The organism is Citrobacter sp. ANG330 (assembly GCF_047467925.1).
Taxonomy (GTDB): Bacteria; Pseudomonadota; Gammaproteobacteria; order Enterobacterales; family Enterobacteriaceae; genus Citrobacter_A; species Citrobacter_A amalonaticus_G.
Map to the genome: position 1 here is coordinate 1 of NZ_JASJUI010000028.1, position 1,612 is coordinate 1,612.

1 pseudogene is annotated in these 1,612 nt (G+C 60.2%); it reads left to right on the forward strand.

Annotation, left to right across the window (positions count from 1 at the left end):
* Positions 1-1,612, forward strand: a pseudogene (locus QNN88_RS22775) (type IV secretion protein Rhs); the annotation flags it as partial.

Genomic DNA, 1,612 nt, shown 5'->3' on the forward strand with positions numbered 1-1,612 from the left:
CAACCCGCACAGCGAATACCCCTCCGCCAGTGAAGACGCCACCGGCAGCCGGAAACAGATGACGTGGAGCCGCTACGGGCAGTTGCTGACCTTCACTGACTGTTCAGGCTACCAGACCCGTTACGAATATGACCGCTTCGGGCAGGTCACGGCCCTTCATCAGGAAGAAGGGCTCAGTCAGTACCGCACTTACGATGACCGGGGCAGACTTGTCTGCCAGCAAAATGCACAGGGCCGTGAGACCCGCCATGAGTACAGCATCGCAGGTGACCTGACGGCGGTGATATCCCCGGACGGCGTACGCACGGAGACGCAGTATGATGCAGCAGGACGGGTACTCATCTCCACCACTGGCGGCCTGATGCGGCAGATGGCATACGATGCCGCAGGTCGCCTTACCCAACTGACCAACGAGAACGGCAGCCACACGCTATTCACTTATGATGTGCTGGACCGGCTGGTGCAGGAAACCGGGTTCGACGGCAGGACGCAGCGTTATCAGTACGGTATTACCGGACAGCTTATCCGCAGCGAGGATGAAAGCCTCGTCACCCTCTGGCATTACGATGCATCCGACCGCCTGACGCACCGCACCGTCAATGATGAGCCGGCGGAACAGTGGACCTACAACGAGCGCGGCTGGCTGACCGAAGTCAGCCATCTCAGCGACGGCCACCGCGTCGCCGTGCAGTATGAGTACGATAAACAGGGACGGATGAACCTTGAACGCCAGACGGTGCACAATACGGAGACGAATGAACTGCTCTGGCAGCACGAAACCCGGCACGTTTACAGCGCTAAGGGACTGCCGGACCGCGTGATACCGGACCGCCTTCCCCCGGTAACGTGGCTGACCTACGGCAGCGGGTATCTGGCAGGAATGAAACTCGGCGACACACCGCTTATCGACTTCACCCGCGACCGCCTGCACCGCGAAACGCAGCGTTGCTTTGGCGAGTACGAACTGACCACGGCATACGCGCCGGGCGGTCAGCTACAGAGCCACCACCTCAGCATTCTTCAGCTTAATCGCAACTACACCTGGAACAGCGGCGGACAGCTTATACGTATCAGCGGGCAGCATGAGCAGCGGGATTATCAGTACGGCGACGCCGGGCGGTTGCTCGGCACACACATTCAGTCGCCCCACCACGACCTGGCGCAGTGGACGTTCACCGACCCGGCGGGCAACCGGATAGCCGCGCGGGATAAGTATCCGATGCTGCCGGAAAGCTTCCCGGATAACCGCATCAGCCAGGATGTGGAGAACTTTTACCATTATGACGAACACGGCAGGCTGACGGAGAAAGACGAGCGCCGGATACGCCCGCACGGCAGCTTCGTACATCACTACCGCTATGATAACCAGCATCGCCTGGTGCACTACCGCCTGATGCAGGCAGGCAACGTGCTGACGGAAAGCCGTTATCTTTACGACCCGCTGGGACGGCGAATCGGCAAACGGGTGTGGGCATGTACGGTATATCACGATGGCTCGTGTTCACAGCCGGCACTGCAGGAAACCGTGTGGTACGGCCAGGATGGCGACAGGCTGACCACCACGCAGACGGACGAAACACGTATTCAGACGGTGTACCAGCCGGGGAGCTTT